The 22,214-nt window shown below is 52.0% G+C and carries 23 protein-coding genes; 18 read left to right on the plus strand and 5 right to left on the minus strand.

Annotation, left to right across the window (positions count from 1 at the left end; translation table 11 throughout):
• The 3 genes from tuf to LUQ43_RS06390 form a co-directional block, all read left to right on the plus strand.
• The coding region (gene tuf / locus LUQ43_RS06380) for a translation elongation factor EF-1 subunit alpha (protein ID WP_299965287.1) at positions 1 to 1,161 on the plus strand (1,161 nt) is incomplete at its 5' end.
• 15 nt (positions 1,162 to 1,176) lie between these two features.
• Positions 1,177 to 1,485 carry a 30S ribosomal protein S10 gene (rpsJ, locus tag LUQ43_RS06385; protein WP_015286469.1) on the plus strand — a complete coding sequence of 103 codons (309 nt, stop codon included), beginning with the start codon at positions 1,177 to 1,179 and terminating at the stop codon, positions 1,483 to 1,485.
• A gap of 9 nt (positions 1,486 to 1,494) precedes the next feature.
• Positions 1,495 to 3,156 carry a flippase activity-associated protein Agl23 gene (locus LUQ43_RS06390; protein WP_299965294.1) on the plus strand — a complete coding sequence of 554 codons (1,662 nt, stop codon included), beginning with the start codon at positions 1,495 to 1,497 and terminating at the stop codon, positions 3,154 to 3,156.
• Between the two features lie 404 nt (positions 3,157 to 3,560).
• Here the strand turns inward: LUQ43_RS06390 and LUQ43_RS06395 are convergent, their stop codons facing one another.
• Both LUQ43_RS06395 and LUQ43_RS06400 read right to left on the minus strand, forming a co-directional pair.
• Positions 3,561 to 4,697, minus strand: coding sequence for a hypothetical protein (locus LUQ43_RS06395; protein WP_299965296.1), 1,137 nt, complete (start codon positions 4,695 to 4,697; stop codon positions 3,561 to 3,563).
• A gap of 5 nt (positions 4,698 to 4,702) precedes the next feature.
• Positions 4,703 to 5,884, minus strand: coding sequence for a tubulin/FtsZ family protein (locus LUQ43_RS06400; RefSeq protein ID WP_299965298.1), 1,182 nt, complete (start codon positions 5,882 to 5,884; stop codon positions 4,703 to 4,705).
• A gap of 193 nt (positions 5,885 to 6,077) precedes the next feature.
• On the opposite strand from LUQ43_RS06400, the gene LUQ43_RS06405 reads away from it, so the two are divergent.
• The 15 genes from LUQ43_RS06405 (at position 6,078) to LUQ43_RS06475 (ending at position 18,547) form a co-directional block, all read left to right on the plus strand.
• A complete protein-coding gene (locus LUQ43_RS06405) occupies positions 6,078 to 7,319 on the plus strand; it encodes an NAD(P)/FAD-dependent oxidoreductase (RefSeq protein ID WP_299965300.1) in 1,242 nt (413 codons plus the stop codon).
• Positions 7,316 to 8,032: a dolichyl-phosphate beta-glucosyltransferase gene (locus LUQ43_RS06410; RefSeq protein ID WP_299965303.1), complete on the plus strand. Its 717-nt coding sequence runs from the start codon at positions 7,316 to 7,318 to the stop codon at positions 8,030 to 8,032. The genes LUQ43_RS06405 and LUQ43_RS06410 overlap by 4 nt, the downstream gene beginning before the upstream one ends.
• Complete coding sequence (locus tag LUQ43_RS06415; protein WP_299965305.1) at positions 8,016 to 8,990, plus strand: lysylphosphatidylglycerol synthase transmembrane domain-containing protein; 975 nt, start codon at positions 8,016 to 8,018, stop codon at positions 8,988 to 8,990. Before LUQ43_RS06410 ends, LUQ43_RS06415 begins: the two co-directional genes overlap by 17 nt.
• Positions 8,959 to 10,992: a DUF2298 domain-containing protein gene (locus LUQ43_RS06420; protein ID WP_299965307.1), complete on the plus strand. Its 2,034-nt coding sequence runs from the start codon at positions 8,959 to 8,961 to the stop codon at positions 10,990 to 10,992. The genes LUQ43_RS06415 and LUQ43_RS06420 overlap by 32 nt, the downstream gene beginning before the upstream one ends.
• A gap of 146 nt (positions 10,993 to 11,138) precedes the next feature.
• Complete coding sequence (rpl7ae, locus tag LUQ43_RS06425; protein ID WP_299965310.1) at positions 11,139 to 11,507, plus strand: 50S ribosomal protein L7Ae; 369 nt, start codon at positions 11,139 to 11,141, stop codon at positions 11,505 to 11,507.
• Between the two features lie 10 nt (positions 11,508 to 11,517).
• Positions 11,518 to 11,727, plus strand: a complete 210-nt coding sequence (locus LUQ43_RS06430; protein WP_299965312.1) for a 30S ribosomal protein S28e — start codon at positions 11,518 to 11,520, stop codon at positions 11,725 to 11,727.
• A 3-nt stretch (positions 11,728 to 11,730) separates the two neighbouring features.
• Positions 11,731 to 11,922, plus strand: a complete 192-nt coding sequence (locus tag LUQ43_RS06435) for a 50S ribosomal protein L24e (RefSeq protein ID WP_299965314.1) — start codon at positions 11,731 to 11,733, stop codon at positions 11,920 to 11,922.
• Between the two features lie 6 nt (positions 11,923 to 11,928).
• Positions 11,929 to 12,381, plus strand: coding sequence for a nucleoside-diphosphate kinase (gene ndk / locus LUQ43_RS06440; protein ID WP_299965317.1), 453 nt, complete (start codon positions 11,929 to 11,931; stop codon positions 12,379 to 12,381).
• Between the two features lie 207 nt (positions 12,382 to 12,588).
• Entirely contained in the window at positions 12,589 to 12,789 is a 201-nt protein-coding gene (locus LUQ43_RS06445; protein ID WP_299965320.1) for a hypothetical protein, read from the plus strand.
• 11 nt (positions 12,790 to 12,800) lie between these two features.
• A complete protein-coding gene (locus tag LUQ43_RS06450; protein WP_299965322.1) occupies positions 12,801 to 13,613 on the plus strand; it encodes a nitrilase-related carbon-nitrogen hydrolase in 813 nt (270 codons plus the stop codon).
• A 75-nt stretch (positions 13,614 to 13,688) separates the two neighbouring features.
• On the plus strand, positions 13,689 to 14,894 hold the full coding sequence (gene thrC, locus LUQ43_RS06455) for a threonine synthase (RefSeq protein WP_299965324.1): 1,206 nt from the start codon (positions 13,689 to 13,691) through the stop codon (positions 14,892 to 14,894).
• Positions 14,831 to 15,469, plus strand: a complete 639-nt coding sequence (locus LUQ43_RS06460; protein ID WP_299965326.1) for a DUF5803 family protein — start codon at positions 14,831 to 14,833, stop codon at positions 15,467 to 15,469. The genes thrC and LUQ43_RS06460 overlap by 64 nt, the downstream gene beginning before the upstream one ends.
• A gap of 129 nt (positions 15,470 to 15,598) precedes the next feature.
• Positions 15,599 to 16,099: a DUF350 domain-containing protein gene (locus LUQ43_RS06465; protein ID WP_299965328.1), complete on the plus strand. Its 501-nt coding sequence runs from the start codon at positions 15,599 to 15,601 to the stop codon at positions 16,097 to 16,099.
• 354 nt (positions 16,100 to 16,453) lie between these two features.
• Complete coding sequence (locus LUQ43_RS06470) at positions 16,454 to 17,482, plus strand: DUF5667 domain-containing protein (RefSeq protein WP_299965330.1); 1,029 nt, start codon at positions 16,454 to 16,456, stop codon at positions 17,480 to 17,482.
• 69 nt (positions 17,483 to 17,551) lie between these two features.
• Positions 17,552 to 18,547, plus strand: a complete 996-nt coding sequence (locus LUQ43_RS06475) for a helix-turn-helix domain-containing protein (protein ID WP_299965332.1) — start codon at positions 17,552 to 17,554, stop codon at positions 18,545 to 18,547.
• A gap of 161 nt (positions 18,548 to 18,708) precedes the next feature.
• Here LUQ43_RS06475 and mch read toward each other — a convergent pair whose 3' ends face one another.
• The 3 genes from mch to LUQ43_RS06490 form a co-directional block, all read right to left on the minus strand.
• Positions 18,709 to 19,653, minus strand: a complete 945-nt coding sequence (gene mch / locus LUQ43_RS06480; RefSeq protein ID WP_299965335.1) for a methenyltetrahydromethanopterin cyclohydrolase — start codon at positions 19,651 to 19,653, stop codon at positions 18,709 to 18,711.
• A gap of 82 nt (positions 19,654 to 19,735) precedes the next feature.
• Positions 19,736 to 20,860: an ORC1-type DNA replication protein gene (locus LUQ43_RS06485; RefSeq protein ID WP_299965337.1), complete on the minus strand. Its 1,125-nt coding sequence runs from the start codon at positions 20,858 to 20,860 to the stop codon at positions 19,736 to 19,738.
• A gap of 201 nt (positions 20,861 to 21,061) precedes the next feature.
• The gene (locus tag LUQ43_RS06490) at positions 21,062 to 22,213 is read right to left on the minus strand and encodes a cofactor-independent phosphoglycerate mutase (protein WP_299965339.1); all 1,152 of its coding nucleotides are present in this window, start codon (positions 22,211 to 22,213) and stop codon (positions 21,062 to 21,064) included.
• Position 22,214: the final 1 nt, after the last annotated feature.

Genomic DNA, 22,214 nt, shown 5'->3' on the forward strand with positions numbered 1-22,214 from the left:
GAAGGGTACCGCAAGGAGGCTGAATCCAAGGGTAAGGCCACCTTTGAATTTGCATGGGTTATGGATAACCTGAAAGAGGAACGTGAGAGAGGTATCACCATCGATATCGCCCACAAGCGGTTCGACACACCCAAGTTCTATTTCACGGTCGTAGATTGCCCAGGGCACAGAGACTTCGTCAAGAACATGATCACCGGTGCATCCCAGGCCGATGCAGCGATCCTTGTTGTTGCAGCACCCGATGGTGCGATGGAACAGACTAAGGAGCACGTCTTCCTTGCAAGGACCCTTGGCATTTCACAGATCATCATTGCCATCAACAAGATGGACGCAGTAAAGTATGATGAGAAGCGCTTTAACGAAGTCAAGGCTGACATGTCGAATCTCATTAAGATGGTCGGCTACAAGCCCGAAGAGACTCTTTTCATCCCCATCAGCTCCCTGCAGGGAGTCAACATCAAGGCCAACAGCCCTGAAACCCCCTGGTACAAAGGAATTGCACTCATCCCGGCACTCGACACATTCAAGGAACCGGCAAAACCGACCGACAAGCCCATGCGCCTGCCTATTCAGGATGTATACAGCATCAGCGGTATCGGCACTGTGCCAGTCGGCCGTGTAGAAACCGGTATCGTGAAGAAGGGAATGAAAGTATCCTTCATGCCCGCCAACAAGGCTGGGGAAATCAAGTCCATTGAAATGCACCACGAAGAAATCCCTCAGGCAGTCCCCGGGGACAATGTTGGTTTCAACGTCCGTGGTATCGGAAAGGGCGACATCCGCCGCGGCGATGTAATGGGCCCCGCAGAAGCACCACCGACTGTTGCTGATGAATTCACCGCACAGATCGTCGTGCTCCAGCACCCGAGCGCACTGACCGTTGGATATACGCCGGTCTTCCACTGCCACACAACCCAGACCGCCTGCACGTTCATCGAGCTCAAGAAGAAACTCGATCCCCGCTCCGGCCAGACCAAGGAAGAGAACCCGACCTTCCTCAAGTCAGGGGATGCAGCCATTGTTGTCATCAAGCCGACAAAGCCGATGGTCATCGAAAACGTCAAGGAGCTCCCGCAGCTCGGAAGGTTTGCCGTCCGGGATATGGGTCAAACAATTGCCGCCGGCATGTGTATCGCCGTCCAGCCAAAACAGATGCTATAATTTTTTGGTGTTACCATGCAAAAAGCCAGAATTCGCCTGACAGGAACCGACTTTCAGAAAGTAGAGATGGTCTGTGACAGGATAAGAGAGATCGCAGAGCGAACAGGTGTTAATCTGGCCGGTCCAATACCGCTCCCGACCAAACGGCTGGTCGTACCAATCCGCAAGAGTCCTGATGGAGAAGGGACCGCAACCTGGGACCGCTGGCAGCTGCGCGTTCACAAGCGTCTCATTGACATTGATGCAGATGAGCGTGCACTTCGCCAGTTGATGCGCATTCAGGTGCCAAAAGATATCGGCATTGAGATTGTTTTAGAGAGTTGAAGGTGCGGCGTGCAGCAAGCCGCTCATTTTTCCCATAAAATCCGACAAATTTTTACTTTCGAAAGAATTTTTCTTCTTATACTCATCGCTGCATTTATCCTGAGATTCTGGCAGCTTGATCTTAAACTGCTCCATCACGATGAAGCCATCCATTCGTGGTTCTCGTACCAGTTACTGACAAAAAGTACCTGGGCATACGATCCCAGTTATCACGGACCGTTCCTCTATTTCGTCACCGCCGGGATGTTCTCAATATTTGGTGCATCGGATCTTGTCGCACGGCTGCTGCCTGCACTCTTCGGATTCCTGCTGATTCCCCTGGTCTATTGCATCTACCGGCTCAGGTATATTGACAAGACACAGACTCTGTTGGTGAGCCTGTTCATTGCCATATCTCCCGATATGATCTATTTCTCCCGATTCCTCAGGCACGATATTTTCATGCTCTTCTTCACGTTTCTGCTGATCGTTGCCCTCTTCTACTATTTCGAACGGGGACAGGCACGGTTCGCGGTTATCGCTGCCATTGCCGCGGCAGGAGCACTCAGCTGTAAAGAAGAGATGCCGGTTCTTTTGATTATTATCGGATCCTTTTTCCTGATCTCGATCTGGTGGAAACGATTCACCCTGCCCCCTCACTGGAAACGCGATCTCATTGTCAGTATACTTCTGGTTACCGCCCTCTGTATGATCCTGTACACTGGATTCGGCGGCCATACCGAGACAATTATCGGGGAGAATTTCGGTATAAAGGGTGCAGATGGGGCCATCCAATTCAATTATACCACTACCGGGTGGTACCAGGCCATTGATCACTGGATGGCAATGCATAACCAGCAGCGGTTGGGAGGTCCATTGTACTATTATCTCCCACTTAACCTGCTCTATGAACTGCCTATATTCATCCTGGCTCTATTCGGGGCGATCCAGATACTCTTTTCAAGTCCTGGTACCTCAACGTATTACCGACGCCTGAAGAACTGGATCCATAACCATCATTTTCAACTCACCGTAGGCGATCTTGCTGCCGTGAGTGTCAGCCAGCTGAAAAAATCGCAACAGGAGAATTCAAAATCCGAACTGTTCTTCAGGTTCTGTCTCTATTGGATGATCCTCACGATGGCATTTTATGCATACGTTGGAGAGAAAGTCCCGTGGCTTATTATCCCCCAGTTGCTCCCGATGTGTTTTGTTGCCGTGTATAAACTCAACTGGCAGAAACTCATTATTGCACTTGCCGGCTGCATCTTCCTCCTTGTCATGACCTGGCACGTAGCCTTCGTTCCCGTGGATATTAACGAACCAATTGTGCAGGTCCAGAATTCAGAAGAGATGCGCGAAGTAATGCAATTAATGGACGAGTCAGATGCTCTAGTGATTGCATCGAAGGATTATTGGCCGCTCCCATGGTATTTCCGGGGAGACCGTTGGGATAAAATTACACTATACAGTTCAGTACCTGAGGAAAAAGAGCTTATATCGAATGAACCGGGGGTTATTATCCTTCACGACACCGAGAGCCTGCCCTCCATTGATGGATATACAAAAAAGACGTACAAGTTGTCCTACTGGTTCTCATTTTATGACAACAATAATCGTCTTGCGGATTATTATCTCCACCGTGACGGCAAGATGGGCAGTATCAATATTGATGTGTTCACCAGAGGCTGAATACTGAGGGATATCTATCTCATCCCTCATTTTAATATCATCCAACTACTTGGTTTTTTATTCGAATTCCAAAGATCGGGATGTCTGCATCCCAGTCCCTACGATAATCTGGCATAATGGGATAAACCCCAGAATGAATGGATGAAAATAAAAAAGCACGAGAATCCAATTTGCTGATATAATCACTCTCCACTTAAACCATCACTCAACAAAAGGTGACCGGCATAATGTGATCCACAAAATTACCATTACAGGTAATCGCTCTTTTTTACAATACCATAATCACATGTTCAGCCGGGAGAATCACCCTGGCATTCGTTAGAACGTATTAAGGAGTGCCAAATCTACAACAAAAACAGGAATTTAAAGGTAGGGTAAACAAAAAGAGTGTTCTGGTGATGTGATCAACCAAGTTCATCCCAGCGTGAACGTTTACGGTAGATGATTATCCCCACAACAACAAGAACAACAACAATCACACCAATAATCAGGAATATTCCCCCGGGGATTTTAGGAAGTGTGATGTTCGGCAGAAACCCGGATTTCATCAGTTCTTTCTGGCGTACAAGTGCATCCGTGTACGATTCATTGCCTTTGGTAAATGCTTCGGCGGCCTTGGAACGGGCTTGCTCATAATTTTCTGAAGTAACTGCATCTTGCGCATTTGAGATATAGTTCACTGCCACTTCCCGTTTTGCAACAATAGCTGACAATTGAGAATCGCTGGAGGTACTTGAGTTCCCTTTAAACCAGGCAATAATGCCATCGACATTATTAATCGGAACCTGTGCATTTGCAATTTCATTCTCAGCCCATGCCAGTTCAAGTGCTTTTTCACCTGCATCGATTGCAGTCTGTGCAGAAGTCAGATCATTCAGGGCATCAGTATATTGCGTTGCGGGTCGGGATGATGCCGTAGATATTTTTGATTTAGCATCATTATAATAGGATTCGGCGTCGGAGGTATCGATACCCATGGCACTCTTTTCATCAATATGAGACTGAAGGGACTGGAGATTGGTATTTTCTTCTGATACAACCTTTGTTACATCACCAGTATTGATCACCAAAGCGGTTTTATTAACCATGGAACTGGCAACCGTATTCCCATTGGAATCAATCTCCTTGATGTTCACCATGATCTTGTTGGTTGTTGTATCAACCGACGGAGCAGTTCCTTCAAGAGTAACACTGACTTCCTCATCAACGCTTGACGGGTACGAGAGTTCAAATCCGCTCAAATCCAGTGTTTTCCCTCCAGTAGGATTGCGGGGATTTTCAACATCATCAAGAATAATTGTATATGTCCATTTCGGGTCGGTCAGATCGGTTGTCATGACCAAGTCGCTTTCGGAGGGAAACGTCAAATCTGACGATGCAGAAAATGTGACCTTGAATTTGACCGTAACCGCAGTATTTGGCGTGAGTGACCCGGAGGGGTCAATCGACATCTCTCCAACAGAAAATGCAGATACTAATGGTATGCATAAAATAGACACAACCACTGCAAGAATAACCAGTCTTGTTAATCCCTTCATCATCAACCTCACTCAAACAAGGGATCTATCCCTTCTTCAAACATACTCGTTTTTTTCTCCTTTGACTTTATAACATCTTCTTTTGTTTCTTTTGCAATATCAAGGAGTTCTTTGATTCGAGGGGCATTCCCGACAGTTGCCAGCATCACAACAGCCGCAACATACTCACTGTTGACCGGGTAATCACCGCCACGCACTTCCACACCGGCGATGTTCTCTTCCACCCAGCTCTTTGCCTTCTCTACACCTTTTCGGTCCATCTCATCTGGTGGCCCTGCAAGAAGAACCAGTGCACGCTCCGCCGTTGAGTAATCGCAGGGGAGAGTCAGTCGCCCGAGCATTGCCCTGCGCACAAGGGCAACGATCTTGGCCGAACGATCCTCACCCATCAGGACCTCGACGTTAGCATCCTTCTTGCCTCCGAATTTATCCTTTAATCCACCTAAAAGGCCACGCTTGTCTCTTGTTTGTTTGCTTACTACTTCACTGACCGCATACCCCACAGAGGTGATGCCGCCACCACGGAGCGTATTGATGATCTCACTTGAGTCGACCACCATCTCACCGACTCCCATACCCTTATTCACTTCACCGGCACGGAAGAGAACTGCAAACCGTCTCACAACCTCATTATTCAAGCGTGTGAATGCGGTTTTTACACTCTCCCCTTCGTTCTTCCAGGCACTGTTATCGAAAATAAAAGTATTATCGGCTTCATTAACAAGGGTGGTCAGGCTGCGGGCGGCATTATAGGAATAGAGCCTCCCTTCTTCCGGAGCGGGAATAATTCCGAGAGCATATACCGGCTCCCGGTAGATACGCTTGAGATGGCGGCAAAGAACCGGTGAACCCCCGGAACCTGTACCCCCCCCAAGCCCTGCTACCACGACAAATGCATCAACATCATGAGTGCCACGCATATCAATCGCACTGATGATGCTGTCAATTTCTTCAGCGGTAACCCGGGCACCGGTCACGTTGTCGGTGCCTACACCGTGACCCTTGACCATCGTCTGGCCGATAAGAATCCTATCCTTCATCTCAATATTTTGCAATCCCATCAGGTCCGTTCGCGCGGTATTGACGGCAATGCCTCTAAAACTGTGTGTTCCGAGCTTCTTATCCTGCTCAATGAACATATCAACAATTTTGCCGCCCGCCTGGCCAAATCCTATAAAAAATACCCGCATCCGGTGACACCATCCAATGGGCTAACAGATATGTAATTTCTTTTAATTCTTTTAAGTCCTTTTGCTGATATGAACCTTTATTTCAGCAGTACAAAAACCTTCTTATGAGATCTTCGAGGTAACATAGAAAATTCCAGCGTTTTTTCCGGAGCCTTTTTCATTTCGCCCCCAAAAGTACTATAGATTAACTGCCATGAAGATCGGGATTATCGGGGGTGGATTGACCGGGCTTGTTGCCGCCCATACCCTTGCGGGAGAACATGAGATTCAGCTCTTTGAAAAAATGCCCTATCTCGGGGGTTGCCTCTCCTCATATAACATGCATGATTACTGGATTGAGCGGTACTATCACCACTGTTTTTCATCGGATACATCCCTGTTTGCACTCTTGAAAGAGACCGGTCTTTTTGAAAAACTGGAATGGATTAACGGGACAACGGGATATTTCGCGAGAAATCATATCTATCCGCTGAATACCCCCAGAGAGATCCTTTCCTACCCGGAACTGACCCTTATCGACAAAGCAAAACTGGCATGGCTTACCCTGCGTGCAAACAAAATTGATCTCAAAGCGCTCGATGGTATCCCAGCGGACCAGTATATTATCGAGAAACTCGGGACCAATGTTTATTCATCGTTCTTTGAGCCTCTCTTAAAAAGCAAATTCGGCGAGCGGAGAAATGAGGTCTCCGCAGCATGGCTCATCAGCCGCATCGCTATTCGGTCCAATCGCGGCGTATCCGGGGAACGATTGGGATACCTGAATGGCGGGTTCCACCAGATTATCGGGTCACTTGAAACTGCGGTTGCCAGAAAAGGGGGATGTATTGAGAAACAGACCCCAGTCTCATCACTTTCACGCGAGGGAAATGCATGGATGCTCAACGGCACCCGGTTCGATGCCGTAATCTCCACCATCCCACCCCAGGAACTGGAACGGATCGGAGGCCCCGCCCAGCCACATATACCCTACCAGGGTGCTGCCTGCATGACTCTTGCACTGGACCGCCAGGTTACTGATGGGATTTACTGGCTGAACATGAAAGACTCTGCACCGTACGGTGCTGTTGTTTCCCATACGAATTTTATCCCCCAGGAGAGATATGGGGAGCATATCGTCTATCTTGCATCATATTTCTCCGGTACCATCCCCTGCCAGCTTGATGAGCGGATGATATTGGATTTCTGCCGTAGATTCAACGTATCCGAGCGGGAGATCCACTGGCACCGGATGGCAGTTGATCCGTGGGCAGGACCTGTCTATACAACGGGATACCGTTCCCTTATCCCGGGTTACGGACATGCCGGCCTTTTTATGGCAGGGATGTTTACATCAACGAATTATCCCGAGCGCAGTATGGAGGGATCCATCCGGGCAGGACACGAGGTAGCAGAATGTGTCAGAACTGTAGCAAAGGCTGCGGGGGATACATGATAAAAGCCGAAGTTACCGCAATTATTCCGGTGTATAACGATCGACCCTCCCTGGAGACCGCACTCCCCATTTCGGTGGACTCTCTGTCCGCGATCACACCAGATTTTGAGATACTCATAGCCGAGGATGGGAGTACCGACGGGAGTGCTGAATTTGTGCGGGAATATACCATAAAAGATCCACGGGTACGTCTCCTTCATAGTGATGCACGCCAGGGAAGAGGACGGGCACTGAACCGGGCAATAGGGGAGGCACAAGGGTCAATCGTCTGCTACTATGACGTTGATCTGGCAACAAATATGCAGCACCTCCCGACATTGATAGGTGCCATCCGCGAGGGATATGATATTGCCACCGGTTCACGACTCCTTCCCGACAGTGACATCATCAGGACCGGCGGACGCGAGTTCGCCAGCCGGTCCTACAATTTTCTGGTGAGGCTCTTCCTTGGAAGCAGGATCTTCGATCATCAGTGCGGCTTCAAGGCATTCAACCGAGGACGTATTGAGACTATCCTGCCTTCCATCCGGGATAACCACTGGTTCTGGGATACCGAGATCCTTGTCCGTGCCCAGAGACAGGGATTCCGGGTCAGCGAATTTGCCGTGCACTGGCGTGCGGGAAAAGGGACAACGGTCAAAGTAAAGGATATATTCTCCATGGGCGAGGCAATCCTGCGGTTATGGTGGCAGATTCATGTATCGAAAGATTAGCGCTATTGTCATACCAACGATCATTGCCTTTGGCATCATCGGCTATATGCTCTATAGTGTTTGGGATGAACTCCTTGTCGCGCTCCAGCATATTATACCGGCATACCTTCTCCTCGGAGTTCTCATCTGCCTTTTTGCGTGGTGGCTTCGCGGGTGGAGGTATCATTCGATTCTTAAAAGCCTGCATTATAACGTCGGGGTCACCGTCTCAACAGCATGCATCTTCGTCAGCCAGACCGTCAATCTCATTGTCCCGGCCCGGCTCGGCGATTTTGTCCGGGTCTTCATCCTGAAGCACGAATATAATACGACCTATTCTGAGGGTGTTTCTTCAATCGTTGTCGAGCGTGTCTTTGACATCTTCACAGTAGCCCTGCTGGGTGCTGTATCGATCTTTTTTGTCATCAACGCACCCGCGTGGTTCACCACCCTCATTATAATCCCGCTTGTTGCGGGCGTACTCTTCTTTGCTTTCCTTCTCTTTGTCGGGAAATTCTCTTCGAAGAATAAGTATATCGTCATCATCCTGAACATGCTTCACGAGATCAAGCGGGCCTCACTCTCCCTTCGTTCAATTATTGTCCTTGGTGCATCATCCATTGTTATCTGGTTACTGGACATCCTGGTCTGCCTTGCCGTTGTCCTGATGTTCGAACAACAGATCCCGGTTGCCATTATCGTGCTGGCAGTCGTTATTGGTAATCTCGTGAAGGCGGTCCCGCTGACTCCCGGGGGGATGGGAACCTACGAGCTCGCCCTTGCTCTCACTTTCGGGCTGGCTGGCGTTGATCCCGCGGTTGCAACCTTGATTGCGGTGATCGACCACCTTATCAAGAACCTTGTTACCCTTGGAGGGGGTATCGTCTCGATCTACTACTTTGGCGACTGGGTAATCCCAAGTATCAAAGAAGCATTCAATACCAAATTTGGCGGAGGGAAGAAACCTGACAGCACCTGAATCGCAGATTATTGCCGTACTCAGCTGGCTCGTTATCCTGACCCTTCTCCAGCTTTCAGTATATCCCTCACTGAAAAAGACCTTCGGCAGGTTTGCCTTTCCGGTTGCTTTTCCCGCGTCATTACTCTTGTTTACTCTCATAACCTGGTACTGCGGCCTTGCCCGGATCCCCATCCAGCTGGCACTCATTCCATTCATAGGTCTGGCTGTATGGCACGTGTACCATCAGGATTACCGTATCGATGAACTGAAAGATGAGTGGCGCTGGGAGGCGCTCTTCCTTGCAGCGTTCCTCATCATGCTGGATATCCGGTTTGTCAATCCGACGATATCCTATGCAGAGAAATTCATGGACCATGGGTTTCTCGCATCGGTGATCCTGAATCCTGTCGTTCCTCCGCTTGACCCATGGTTTGCAGGAGGTACACTGAATGTCTATTACTATCTGGGATACTGGATGCTCGGGTGCCTTGCCATTGTCAGCGGAGTCTCCTCAAACATAGCGTTCAACCTCTCCCTGCCCACAGTCTTTGCACTCTCGGCAGTCAGCCTTTACGCTATCGGGACACTGGTTCTCGACCGTTTCCGGTGGCTGCCCCTCATCATCCTGATCCTGCCGAATCCGTCGCTCATATACCAACTGATTACCGGGACCACGGTGAACCCGGCGTATGATGCATCGCTGTCCTGGCTGGGTACACGGACAATCACCAACACCATCAACGAGTTTCCGCTCTTCTCATTTGTCTGGGGAGATGTCCATCCCCACGTTATTTCAATCTTCAACCAGATCTTCCTCATCTTCCTCCTCCTCTTTGCCTACAAGCGCTGGGAGACCCTGGACAGGACTGCAAAAGTCATCGTCATGGCCCTTATCGCCGTCAGCCTTGGCTCGATGCCGGCCTTCAACACGTGGGATGTACTCATCTATGCCCCCATTGTCCTGATCATCGCGTTCCTGATCCTCTGGAGAAAACGCATGGCATTGGACCGGTCCGCGTGGGCATTCCTGCTTGCCGTTCCACCTGTATCGATCCTCTGTTACCTGCCATTCTACCTGCAACTGCAGACGCAGACCGGGGCAATTGCCCTTGTCAGGACACCGTCGGACCCCCTTGAATTCCTCTGGGTGAACGGGATCTTCATTGCCATCTTCTTTGCCCTGCTTGTCCCGGAGTTCAGGAAACGGCCGTGGCTCCTTCTGGCATGCTTGCCATTCGTCCTTGCAGGATATGCTGCAGCAGCGATCGCCATTATCCCGCTGGTCTATTTCGCTGCAAAAGCCAACCGTAATTTCCCCGATCTCCTCGCAGTATTCGGCCTTGCAATCCTCGTTGTCTGTGAACTCGTCTACATGAAGGACAATATGGGGGAGACGTACTTCCGGATGAACACGATCTTCAAATGCTACCTCCCCGCATGGCTGATGCTGAGCACTGCCGCCATGATCATGGTGGGGCAGTGGCTCACAACGTGGGGTCGGATCCCGGTCCTCTCATCCCGGCATGCCGCAGTTGTATCCGTGGGACTGCTCTGCCTGCTTCTTGCAGTCCCGTTCTTCGCAGGATATAACATGGGATACGGAACCGGCACCCTTGACGGCCTGGCCTATCTTTCCACCACCCACAAAGGTGATGCAGGTGCAGTCGCGTACCTCCGGACACTCCCCACCGGGGAGATCCTTGTTGAAGCCGAGAACGGGGATTACTCCTACTATTCCCGCGTTGCATCGTTCACGGGCATTCCCGCCATCATTGGCCAGCCCTTCCACGAGTTCATGTGGCGAGGAGATCCAGACGGCTGGTTCTCAACAAGAAAAGCGGATATTCGGGACATTTACGAAACGCCGGATAAGACCATCGAGCTCATAAAAAAATATAACGCCACCCTATTGTATGTCGGCGATTCAGAGCGTGATCGGTATAATGTCTCCCTCCCGAATGCCGGTCTCACGAAAGTATATTCCGCGGATAACACGGATATTTATCGCCTTTCAGGGTAACCTTTCCCCATTACACAGGGGGTATTTACCCCTGTCAATCACGTCGTGGCACAAACCTTTATTTCCATTCCTGACGAACTGGTATGGCTACATCATTATTTACTGATGAGTAATGAAGGAGCAGATTCTCCTGAATGAGGTGAGTTATGGCAAAAGGCTACGTTAAGACAGAAGCTCCCGAAGAGCTCCAGAACAAGGCGCTTGAAGCCCTTGAAGTTGCAAGAGATACCGGTAAGATCAAGAAAGGATCCAACGAGGCAACAAAAGCCATTGAACGCGGTATTGCCGCACTTGTTGTTATTGGTGCCGATGTCGAGCCCGCAGAGATCGTCATGCACCTTGCCCCGCTCTGTGATGAGAAGAAGGTTCCCTATATCTTCATCAACAAGCAGAATGACATCGGAGCCGCAAGCGGCCTTGATGTCGGCTCAGCCGCGGCAGCAATCGTCAAGCCCGGTAAGGCAAAAGAGACGATCGATGACCTTGCCAAGCAGCTTGCCGCGCTGAAGGCGTGAGGAGTCCAGCATGGCAGATGATGCAACGCCAGCCGAAGTTATCGAGGTCGTCGGTTCGACCGGCATGCACGGTGAGGCAATGCAGGTCAAGTGCCGAATTCTCGACGGCAGCAACAAGGGACGGATCATCACCCGCAACACCGTGGGTCCGATCCGGGAAGGGGATGTCATCATGCTCCTTGAAACCGAGCGTGAAGCAAAGAAACTTTCGAGGCGGTAAACCATGGTAGAACAGCATGTCTGTAATTTCTGTGGCCACCAGCTCGAACCCGGTACCGGCAAGATGTTCGTGAAGAAGGACGGTACCATCTTCTACTTCTGCAGCTCTAAGTGCGAGAACAACCAGAAACTCGGCCGCGTACCGCGCCGTGTCGAATGGACGAACGCCGGCAGGAAAGCAGCAAACAAGGAGTGATCCCTCATGGAGCGCTCCTTTGTAATGGTCAAGCCTGACGGGGTCCAGCGTGGCCTTGTGGGTGAGATTGTCTCCCGGCTTGAAGCAAAAGGGCTCAAACTCGTTGCAGCACGGTTCGAAAAATTACCGGAAGCCCGGGTGACAGAACAGTACAAGGAACACCTTTCAAAACCATTCTTCCCGTCACTGAAGAAGTATATCATGGGAGACCCGTGTTTCCTCATGGTCTGGGAGGGCAGGAACGTGGTCGCAATCGTCCGTAAGGTGATTGGCTCCACCAACCCCCAGGAAGCAGCACCCGGCACAATCCGGGGCGACTTCGGGATTGACATTGGCAGGAATGTGATCCATGCTTCCGATTCACCGGAGAGTGCAGCCCGGGAGATCGGTATCCACTTCAAAAACAACGAAGTATTCGCTTATACTCGGATCGATGAATCCGTGATATACGAATACTGATCTTTCTTTTTTTGAATGGTATTGTCTCCAGTCAGAGCAGTGCTGATTTTCCTATGACCTGAGGTCATCTCTGCGGCCATCACCGGCATAATTTTAGTTGGATAAATGTCCCGAAAAATACAGAACAATTCTGTATACGATCGGAACCACAGACTATATGATGCTGCATTCAGAACATATCATGAGACACAGAGTCGGGAGATCGTGATGGGAGACTGGGATTTTACATCGGTCGGTCTGGTGCTGATCGGCAGCAGTATCACCGTGGCAGGCATCATCATTGCAGCGCTTCTTATGGGCATCACCATTACGCTGGCCCCGTTCCTCCTCCTGACGACAGCAGTGCTTATTGTGATAAGCGCGGTACTCATCGTATACCATACACCGCGAAGCCTGCCCCCGATCTGAACGGATAAAACATGGATAATTCGCATATAGTCAGGATATGCAGTGCCCAGATCACCAGTGTCTGGGACGATCCGGATAAAACACTCCAGAAAGCCGGACTTTTTGTTCATCATGCCGCTGTTTCTGGGGCAGCACTGATCTGCTTTCCCGAACAGTTCGCTACCGGGTGGGATCCCTGTTCGGATTCCCATGCTGAAGAGCGTGACGGGACAATTGTATCCACCCTCCGCAACCTTGCAACAGAGAACAATATCGGTATCCTCGGCTCATTCCGGGAGAAGGCCGGTTCTCATCCAAAAAATACCGCGGTTGCTGTTGGCAGTGACGGCAGTATCCATGCAACCTACGCAAAGATGCATCTCTTCAGTCCCGGTGGAGAGGACACGATATTTGCACCGGGTTCGGACCTGGGAATCTTCACGCTGGGTCCGCTTACCTGTGGGATCGCCCTATGCTACGATCTGAGGTTCCCGGAACTCTTCCGGCTTTATGCAAAAAAAGGGGTGCAGGCAGTATTCGTTCCTGCGGCCTGGCCTGAAAGCCGCATGAAACACTGGGAACTTTTCATCACCGCACGGGCCTGTGAGAACCAGATGTATGTATGCGGCATAAACACCACCGGGAGGACACCGGTTGATACCTATGTCGGAGGTTCGATGACGGTTGACCCGCAGGGATCGATCGTATGCCGGGCAAACGATGCTGAACAACTGCTCTTCTGCGATCTTGACCCGGAGATCGTGACCACTGCACGGGAAACATTCCCAGTAGCACGCGATCGCCGGGAGGAACTCTACCATACACTCGCGGGCAGACGTATCTGATACCGGGCATGCATATCATCGGACACCTCCGGAAAACCGCACGCCTATATGTAATCAGAAATCCTATACTATGCCATGTACCATCTCGCTTGCGTCAACTGTGGAGCCACCTATCCCGCTGACGAGATCCTGTATAACTGCAAAAAATGCGGTCACCTTCTTACCGTCAAATATCCGCTTGATGAGATACACGTTACCCGCGCTGCATGGGACAAGCGGCCTATCTCCGTCTGGAGATACAAGGAACTCCTGCCGGTGCATGGAGATCCGGTCACCCTGCAGGAAGGCGGAACCCCCCTCTACCACCTGAAGAGACTTGGCGAGGAGATGGGCATTCCCCACCTCTATGCAAAACACGAGGGCATGAATCCCTCCGGTTCATTCAAGGACCGGGGCATGACCGTCGGGGTCTCGATGGCACTCCAGCTCGGGAAGAAGAGTGTTGCCTGTGCAAGCACCGGAAACACGTCCGCCAGCCTTGCGGTCTATGCAGCAAAGGCGGGAATCCCCGCAGTCGTCCTGTTACCGGCCGGCAAAGTTGCAGTCGGGAAGATCGCCCAGGCGCTGATGCACGGGGCAAAGGTCATCTCCATCCGGGGGAACTTCGATAAGGCCCTTGAGATGGTCCACGACCTCTGCCTCACCCATGGGCTGTACCTGCTCAATTCCATCAACCCCTACCGGCTTGAAGGACAGAAAACAATCGGCTTTGAGGCGATCGATCAGTTGGGCGATGTTCCCGACCGCATCGTTCTCCCGGTGGGAAATGCCGGCAATATCTCCGCAGTGTATAAAGGGCTGCTGGAATGGCAGGAACTGGGATTCATCGACAGGCTCCCGATGATGACCGGTATCCAGGCTCAGGGATCAAGCCCCATCGTCCGTGCAATGCGTGAGAACCTTCCGGTGGTAGTACCGGAACAGCAACCCGAGACCATTGCAACAGCAATCCGTATCGGGGCACCGGTCAATGCGGAGAAAGCCCTGATCGCAATCCGGAAGACCGGAGGCCTTGCTGAATCGGTGACCGACGATGAAATTCTCCGGATGCAGCGCGATCTGGCGCGAAAAGAGGGTATCGGTGTTGAACCGGCATCCGCTGCTTCAGTTGCCGGCATCCGCAAACTGGCGGAGAGCGGCATGATCGACCGGAACGAACGGATTGTCTGTGTTGTCACCGGCCATCTCCTGAAAGACCCGGAAACGGTGATCAAACAATGCGAACCCCCAACCGAGATCGACGCGGACCTGCCTTCGCTGCTCTCTGCGCTGCACTTGTAATCCTGCTCGCGGCCATCCCCGCAGCGGCAGCGCTCTCGGCAGAGTATGTTGTGCTACCGAATGGTACAACATACCGGGCTGCAATCGATGTAACGGATGTCTCCCGATATGAATTTGCTGAAATCGGCATCATGGGAGAGAATGTCCCGCTCCAGGTTGCGGATGTGCAGCTGACCGTTAACGGTTCCGCGTATCAGTACAACTGGAGCCGCCCGTGGGGAGCTCCATCATCAATTGAATTCCCCAAAGGAAATTATACCATCTCCTATCTCGCTCCGCTCCGGAACAACAACCTTCAGGCGACATTCACCCGCCCCTACCAGGTGAACGTGACCCTCCCGCAGGAGTTCGCTGTAAGTAATCCGCTTCTTGCTGGCATCAGCCAGGGTGCAAATATCACCAGGCAGACGGATAATACGACCATAGTCCAGTGGAACAAGACTGCTGGGTTCAATGTCCGGTTCTATGATCCCTGGCATGAGGAACTTCTCTGGTTCTTCCTGCAGTTCATGGGTATCCTTGTCCTGATCCTGGTAATCATCCCCTATATGCTCTCGTTCAAAAAAGCGGAATGAGTCCCGAACCCTCCCTACTTTTAATTAAACCGACAGCATTTTTCAAAGGTTTTTTCAGGTTCCCACTTGGATAAAAGAAACGTATATACGGCACTATAGCCAAGAAATGAGAGGAAAAGAGGTTTATTCATGCTTCTTGAAAATGCAGCAGTTGGACTTATTCAGTTGGTCGTTGCGATTATTTTTGCCGTCGTTGCCCTCTATATCGGCTTCGCGGTACTCGGCAAGATCACCAAGGGTATTGATGAGGAAAAAGAACTTGCAAAGGGGAATGCAGCGGTCGGTATCATTGTCGCAGCAGTCTTTGTTGCTATCGCTCTCGTAGTCGAATCCGGTGTCAGCGGACTCTCCGCCGGTATCAGCAAAGCACTCGCAGTCGGGATCTTTTCAACCGATGGTCTGATTGCAGTGGGTCTCTCGTTCTTCCAGCTTCTCGCGGGCATTGTCCTTGCAGTTGGAGCAATCTATCTTGCACTCAACATCCTTGACAAGTTAACCTCAGGGGTTGAGGAATTCGAGGAACTTAAGAAGGGCAACGTTGCCGTTGCGCTCGAGATGGGCGGTGTGATCATTGCCGTCGCCTGGATCATCCAGTCCGGTGTAATCGGCATCACCGCTGCCCTCGTATAATTCTTTTTTTGATCAAATTATCCGTTCATGATCCCTGCGGTTTACAACAAATCCGTCAGGTACTCCATGAATCCCGGCAGGATAGATCGTATCAGTCGGTAATGCAGTGTTTCCGCGCCCTGCCGCATACGGACCCGTTCCTTTTGCTTAATTCCCAAAGAAAATCGCAGATTGTAAAACGTTCAAATCACACCCTGATTTGAAATTTGAACGATCCTGAACCGTTCCTTGCCATTTCATACGAACCTGAACAACCGGAATCCACCCGAACACTCGCGACCCTTAATGCAACGCATTTCCAACAGGCATTACGGCAAAACAGAGCCGACCATGAAAATACGATACGGAGAACCGATGATGAAGACAAGATTCAACATTCTATTCAGCCTGGTGGCGCTGGCCATGCTTGGCGGGGTGGGTATCGCCGCAGCAGCACCGGCCGTTTCAACTGGAACACAGGACGGAGATAACAGCTCATACTCCTACGGACCCCTGGGTCCGGGCAATGCACTGTACGGCATCAGGATCGCTTTTGAAAACCTTGATGAGTCGTTCACGTTCAACCAGAGCGAGAAACTGGAGAAACAGGTCAGCCATGCAGGCATCAGGCTTGCTGAAGTCCAAAACGGACTCAGAGATAATGTAATGGGTGCCGCGGATATTGCACTTGAGCAGTACTGGTTGAAGATGAACCAGACTGAAGCGGCTCTTGAACCCATGTCGCTCAACGGTACCGGAGATCTACAGGGTGTGAACGATACCGGCCTGCGGCATGCGCAGGAAATGATCGCCAGACACCAGCAGGTGCTTGAGGATCTTCTCCAATCCCATCCGGACAACAAGGGACTTGAACGGGCATACAACAATAGTGTAGAACTGGAACAGAAGTTTGCAAACAAAATAGAGAACCACCAGAAGGTCCGTCAACAGGAACGAGAGAACCTCACAGACGTATCTTCCGGCAATATGACAACGGTCATGGACAAAAACCAGTCATGGAACAGGGGCCCCGGAAACAATAGCTGGGAACTCCCGTCCGACATGAACCAGACCCAGGGGTTGGGAACTATGAACAGGAACGGGCATGATACAAACCTTACTGTCCAGGACCAGCGCCAGAAGCAGGGTAACAGTACGCAGGAGAATCTCATTCCCGGCCAGAGTGAGAAACAGCAGGGTAGTAACGGGAAGAATACAGGGAATGCAGGCACTACCCAGAACGGGAATACCAACAACAATCAGAATAGCATTACCAACAATGCAAACCGGAACAATACCATCGTGAACCAACCCGGCAATACCAATAACCAGAATGCCGGGAAGGGAACCAGCGGCGCCAGTAACAAGGTGAACACTGGGGATACGAGGTCGTCTGGCAGGTAATCCCTGCCATTCTACATGAAGCGGAGATACCGGGAAGATCCAAGCCGGTAACATTTTTTTGTACCAGACATGATACTGATCAGCAACAGGTGTGTCATGAAGCGCCCGTCAGGAATTAGGATATCTGTTATTGTAGCACTCATTCTGCTCTGCCTCCTGCCAACCGCACAGGCAGCGTCCGACACGGACTATTCAACAACCTATACAATCGCCGTAACAGGCGACGGCACGGCACTCTGGAAGATAGAGTACCGCACGCCACTCCTGACAGAAGCTGATATGACTGCTTTTGAGAACTACTCTTCTGGCATGAACAGCGTTTACCTGCCGGAACTTGAGGACCTGATGCAGCACTCCGTTGCACAGGCCGCCCTTGGGACGTCCCGTGAGATGACGACAAAGGACTTCACCGGCAATGCCCTTGTCCAGACCTCCCCCACCGGCAGGTTCGGGGTTGTGACCTACACGTTCTCCTGGACGAACTTCGCCGGGGTTAACGGGGAAGAACTCACCATCGGCGACGCATTTGTCGGCGGAATGTACCTTGCACGGGACACTACCCTCATCATCCGGTACCCGACGGGATTCGCGATAACCTCGGTCACCCCGGCACCCGACCGGACAGGCAGCGATGGCCTGACCTGGTATGGCCTGCGTTCCCTGGGGCCCGGGCAGCCGTCGGTCACCCTGAACAGATCCTCCTTCCCGATCCTGCCTTGTATAGGTGTCGGATTGCTCATCCTGATCTTCGCCATTGTCGGGATCGTGCTTCTCCGGAGGAGAAAGGCAGATCCCGCAGAGGATACTGCACCGGGGGAACCGGATGCCCCCGAAGGGCCTGCAGCCCCGCTTTCGAAGGCCGACCTCGAGAGCCTTGAGGAGAAGATCCTCCAGGTGCTTGTTGCCCATAACGGCGAACAGTTCCAGTCGGAGATTGTCAGGGAACTGGGCATGCCCAAATCATCCGTGAGCACCACCCTCAACGAACTCCACCACCGGGGAATCATCCAGAAAGTGAAGAAGGGCCGGGAGAACCTGATCCGGCTCGTTAAAAATCAGCAATAACACTCCTTTTTACAGATCGTTCAGCCCCCGGGATTCTCACTGCTCCCGTTCAACCAGATGGCAGGGAATATCGAAACAATACACTCACAGCGTACTATCTGCAGGAATCAGTGCCTGTAAAAAAAGAACCACAACTTCGGGAAAGAAAAAATATAAAAAAATTACTGGTATCCGAATGACTTCATGACAACATCGGGATTGACCGCACCAACGTGATAGACAGCACCGTCGGTAAGCTCGTTGATGGTAACTTCCGCGGGGGAGAAGAGCGACGTGTCGATCTTGTAGAAATCATAACCGGCTTCCTTGAAGATATCGTTGAATGGTTTCCCATAGCCCTTGGACTTGTTGCTCGGGATCTTGTCAAGGTAGTCCTTGATCTCGGGTGCCTTCATGGTCAGGGAGATCCTGCCATAATAGATGGTGGCGTCATTTGTGACACCCATTGCAAGCTTGGCTCCGCGAACCGGTGGAACGGGTGCGCTTCCCATCGCGGCAATGATCTTCCGGGTATCGAACCCGAGCTCGTTGAGCTTGTAGATTGCCGTCTCAACGCAGCGTCCCGAGACCTGGATTGAACCAACCATGGAGGACGTCGGTGCAACAACAGCACAGACATTTGCCACATCGATATGGCACTCCTCGGCGATCTTATTCATGACTTCTGCATTGGGGAGGTGGTCGCTCTCAAGACAGATGACGGCACAGTCATAGTCATCCTCGTACTCGATGACCTCGAAGGTGTGCTTCGGCTTGAGCGAGAGAGCCCGGGCCGGGCCGCTGCCCATTGCAAAATAGTTGCCGACCTTCACGGTCCAGCCTGCCTTCTGTGAGCCAAGGCAGGAGATGGACGGGAAATCCGTGTTGACGTCGATGAACGGCATCGGGACGCCCTTGATCTCTCCATTCCGGAAGTTAACTTCCCCAAGTCCGCCCATGCAGATCTCGGTGAATGCCCTGCCGGCAGCATAACCGCCGCGTACACTCACACCACAATCAACAATACGTGCGCCATTATCCAGTTCGTGGTATGCGCAGTTGAATTCCTCGGCAAGATCTGCCAGATTGTCAAAAATTTCCAGTGCCAGTTCGTTAACACTCAGCATTAGAGAAAACCCCTGTATTATTACCAAGGGTCTGGGAATAGATAATATTTTTCAAACCCGTTACCGTCACCGGCAAAAAATTTCAGGTGAGATATTCGAGCACCCTGGCCGGGTCGTAACGGAGGGTGATGATCCGCGTCCGTCCCTTGCCTTCGCGGTACTGTAAATTGATGAGGCGCATGGCATCCAGTTTTTTGACGATCTCGTAGAACCGGGTGTAGCCGATGGAGAGCGATGGGGGGAGTGCCTTATGCACGTCCCCGGCGTTCATCTCCTGCTCCTTTGTGCTCTGCTCCGCGATCGATTTGAGGATCTGCCGCTCCTCACCCTTGAGGGTCTTGACCGTATAAGACAGATGGAGATACCGGGAGATCTCGTAGGCACCGCAGATATCCTCCCGGTCGATACTGCGCCGGGCCGCCCGCTCTGCCGAGAGCGTGGCACGCTTGAGAAGGTCGATACCCACCCGGAGGTCTCCGCTTGCCAGCGTCTGTTCCACGACGAGGTCCAGTAATTCATCAGACAGGACGCCGGAGAACAAGCCCTGCATCACGCGGGCCTGCATGATCTCCCGCACCTCTGCAGTCCCATAGGGGGGGAAGTAAATGTCGGTCGGGCGGAAGACCGATGCAACCCTGGCGTCAACCGCACGGGAGAGATCCACGTCCATGTCACTGATGATGACGATCACGCCGATCCGGGTGCCCTCGTACGTCTCGTGCGAGCGGAGCAGCGTGTAGAGCACCTTGTTGATCTCGTTCTCATAGAGAAGGTAGTTTGCATCGTCGAGTGCAACAAGGAGGACAATCTCCTCCTTCACCAGATGCCGGGCAACTGCGTCGAAAACCTGTTTGAACGAAGTGCCAGAGGACGGGGGGAGGTGCCCGACAAGTTTCTTGTAGATCTGGGAGATGATGGCAAATTTCGTGTTGTCGATCTGGCAGTTGATGTACACCGGCACGAGTTTCTTGGTCGTCTCTTCGATCTCCTGGAAGAGCTTCCGGATGCTCGTGGTCTTTCCCGTACCGGGGAGACCCTTGCAGACACTGTTCATGGGCCTGCCGCCACGGATCCCGGGTTTGATCTGGAACGCCAGTTCCCGCATCTGGTCGTCGCGGAACTCGAACTGCTCGGGAACGTAATCGATCTCCAGGACCTCGGGGTCCCGGAACAGCGTCTCGTCCCACATCAGCAGGTTCTTTTTCATCTTACTACACCTCTACGCGGGGGGTATTAACTGCATTGATTATTGTCCCCGTGAAGTTGGGTTTTTTACAAAAAGTGTTTTGTGGTGCGGACAAACCTATATCGCCCTGCACACGAAACAAAAAACGAGCCTTGTGCCGGCAGATGATGAAAGTTACCCCCACTGATTCATGATGACGCACGGGATCTGATGCCGCACTGCTCATGAAAAGAGGAAGTCGAGGAAATCCACCGCGTTTTTCATCCCGAGACCTCCTGTGCGTGCAGCCTTCTCTGAAAATACCTGCGTATTATCCGTTCCTTTGCCACGGACAACGAACGGTACCGGGTCGCGGGTATGGGTCTTGGCGCGGATCGGCGTCGGGTGGTCTGGTAACACAGCAACAACACCATCGAATCCGTTGAGGATCGTGCCCACGACTTCATCGACCTTCTCGATCGCCTTCACCTTCTCCTCAATACTCCCCATGTGGCCTGCCTCGTCCGGCGCCTCGATGTGGACATAGACAAAGTCCAGCCGCTTGATAGCATCCAGCGCGTACCGTGCCTTTGCCGCATAGTCCGTATCGAGATAGCCGGTAGCACCCGGTACCGTGATGACCTCCATGCCGGCACAGCGGGCAATGCCGTTGAGGAGGTCCACTGCCGAGATCATCCCGCCCTTCTTCCCGTACTTATCCGCAAACAGGGGAAACGCCGGCTTCTTCCCCCCGCTCCACGGCCATATCTGGGTTGCCGGACGTTTACCGGCAGCGGCACGGGCCTTGTTCACCGGGTGGTGGGCGAACACACTCCTGCTCTTCTCCATGCACCGCAGGAGCAGCTCCGCATCCTTCCCTTTCGGAAGGTACCCGGCAATTCCCTGCCCGACAATATCGTGCGGGGGCGTGGAGGTGGACCCGTGGCCGCCATGGACAACCAGCAGGTTACGGTAGCTGACACCTGCCTGGACCATCACTTCAGGGATCGCTGGCTGGAGCGCGGCAAAGAGATCCTTTCCCTCCCCGCTTGAGATGTGGCCGGCGGAGAAATCGGCCATCGTCTCATTTTCCACATCCACAAGATTGCAGCGGTAGGCGACATCCCCGGGGGAAAGATCTATACCCATGCTCAATGCTTCGAGCGGGCCGCGACCGGTATAATACTTCTCCGGGGCATACCCGAGAACCGACATGTTGGCAATATCGCTGCCGGCCTCAAAACCGTCAGGGACCGTCCGCAGCCTCCCGCAGGCACCCTCGCGGGCCATCCGGTCCAGGTTGGGGGTCTTTGCGTATTCGAGGGGCGTCTTTCCCTCAAGTGATGCGATCGGCTCGTCCGCCATCCCATCACCAAGGACAATGATATACTTCATG

The sequence above is a fragment of the Methanoregula sp. genome, from assembly GCF_028679125.1.
In the GTDB taxonomy this organism is placed as follows: Archaea; Halobacteriota; Methanomicrobia; order Methanomicrobiales; family Methanospirillaceae; genus Methanoregula.

What these genes read in the sequence shown, in the direction of transcription:
- ndk (WP_299965317.1), top strand. Translation starts at nt 11,929, where the DNA reads ATGGAGCGCTCCTTTGTAATGGTCAAGCCTGACGGGGTCCAGCGTGGC.
- LUQ43_RS06475 (WP_299965332.1), top strand. Translation starts at nt 17,552, where the DNA reads ATGATACTGATCAGCAACAGGTGTGTCATGAAGCGCCCGTCAGGAATT.
- LUQ43_RS06405 (WP_299965300.1), top strand. Translation starts at nt 6,078, where the DNA reads ATGAAGATCGGGATTATCGGGGGTGGATTGACCGGGCTTGTTGCCGCC.
- LUQ43_RS06485 (WP_299965337.1), bottom strand. Translation starts at nt 20,860, where the DNA reads ATGAAAAAGAACCTGCTGATGTGGGACGAGACGCTGTTCCGGGACCCC.
- LUQ43_RS06460 (WP_299965326.1), top strand. Translation starts at nt 14,831, where the DNA reads ATGCGAACCCCCAACCGAGATCGACGCGGACCTGCCTTCGCTGCTCTC.
- rpsJ (WP_015286469.1), top strand. Translation starts at nt 1,177, where the DNA reads ATGCAAAAAGCCAGAATTCGCCTGACAGGAACCGACTTTCAGAAAGTA.
- LUQ43_RS06430 (WP_299965312.1), top strand. Translation starts at nt 11,518, where the DNA reads ATGGCAGATGATGCAACGCCAGCCGAAGTTATCGAGGTCGTCGGTTCG.
- LUQ43_RS06435 (WP_299965314.1), top strand. Translation starts at nt 11,731, where the DNA reads ATGGTAGAACAGCATGTCTGTAATTTCTGTGGCCACCAGCTCGAACCC.
- LUQ43_RS06445 (WP_299965320.1), top strand. Translation starts at nt 12,589, where the DNA reads ATGGGAGACTGGGATTTTACATCGGTCGGTCTGGTGCTGATCGGCAGC.
- LUQ43_RS06450 (WP_299965322.1), top strand. Translation starts at nt 12,801, where the DNA reads ATGGATAATTCGCATATAGTCAGGATATGCAGTGCCCAGATCACCAGT.
- thrC (WP_299965324.1), top strand. Translation starts at nt 13,689, where the DNA reads ATGTACCATCTCGCTTGCGTCAACTGTGGAGCCACCTATCCCGCTGAC.
- LUQ43_RS06410 (WP_299965303.1), top strand. Translation starts at nt 7,316, where the DNA reads ATGATAAAAGCCGAAGTTACCGCAATTATTCCGGTGTATAACGATCGA.
- LUQ43_RS06490 (WP_299965339.1), bottom strand. Translation starts at nt 22,213, where the DNA reads ATGAAGTATATCATTGTCCTTGGTGATGGGATGGCGGACGAGCCGATC.
- mch (WP_299965335.1), bottom strand. Translation starts at nt 19,653, where the DNA reads ATGCTGAGTGTTAACGAACTGGCACTGGAAATTTTTGACAATCTGGCA.
- LUQ43_RS06400 (WP_299965298.1), bottom strand. Translation starts at nt 5,884, where the DNA reads ATGCGGGTATTTTTTATAGGATTTGGCCAGGCGGGCGGCAAAATTGTT.
- LUQ43_RS06415 (WP_299965305.1), top strand. Translation starts at nt 8,016, where the DNA reads ATGTATCGAAAGATTAGCGCTATTGTCATACCAACGATCATTGCCTTT.
- LUQ43_RS06470 (WP_299965330.1), top strand. Translation starts at nt 16,454, where the DNA reads ATGATGAAGACAAGATTCAACATTCTATTCAGCCTGGTGGCGCTGGCC.
- LUQ43_RS06465 (WP_299965328.1), top strand. Translation starts at nt 15,599, where the DNA reads ATGCTTCTTGAAAATGCAGCAGTTGGACTTATTCAGTTGGTCGTTGCG.
- rpl7ae (WP_299965310.1), top strand. Translation starts at nt 11,139, where the DNA reads ATGGCAAAAGGCTACGTTAAGACAGAAGCTCCCGAAGAGCTCCAGAAC.
- LUQ43_RS06395 (WP_299965296.1), bottom strand. Translation starts at nt 4,697, where the DNA reads ATGATGAAGGGATTAACAAGACTGGTTATTCTTGCAGTGGTTGTGTCT.